The organism is Methylophaga sp. SB9B (genome assembly GCF_004832235.1).
GTDB classification, from domain to species: Bacteria; Pseudomonadota; Gammaproteobacteria; order Nitrosococcales; family Methylophagaceae; genus Methylophaga; species Methylophaga muralis.
Genome location: NZ_SSXS01000031.1, coordinates 1 through 474 on the forward strand (window position 1 = coordinate 1; position 474 = coordinate 474).

A 474-nucleotide genomic window follows, 5' to 3' on the forward strand; every position below is an offset into this window, starting at 1 on the left:
AAGATTAACCAACGCTACGGCGAATTTACCGTGGCACCAATGCCTGTGATCGGACGTAGTGAGATGCCAAATGTAATAGCCCCCGCATGGAAGCCCACAGGCCATAGGAAGACGATCTGATGTGCGGTGGAGCCTATTTTCAATATGGTGATGAATTCATGCGGATGTATTTCCCCAACCCCAAAGCCATGCTGCCAGTGTTAAAAAAAGATGGCTCGATTGAGTTGTTACCCTGGGGACGTCGACAAAAGCAACCTGGATTTTTACCTATAACTGGATGGGCAAAGATTGAATCCATTTATGGCGGCGTATGGGAGCGTTATTTTCCCAAGCCGGTAAAGATCCCAGTGTTAGCGTTTATGGAAAAAGATTTTGAAGGTCAGAGTCACTGGTATGACTTGCAGAAGGGGCAATACATTCAAGGTTTAGTGGCGAAAGAGGGTAATGAGCGTCGAGTATATGTGGTGACATTGG

General features: G+C 46.6%; 1 protein-coding gene. It reads left to right on the forward strand.

Annotation, left to right across the window (positions count from 1 at the left end; genetic code table 11):
- Positions 1 to 119: 119 nt before the first annotated feature.
- Positions 120 to 474, forward strand: a 355-nt coding sequence (locus E8Q33_RS15000; RefSeq protein ID WP_136555703.1) for a hypothetical protein, incomplete at its 3' end; no start/stop codon positions are given.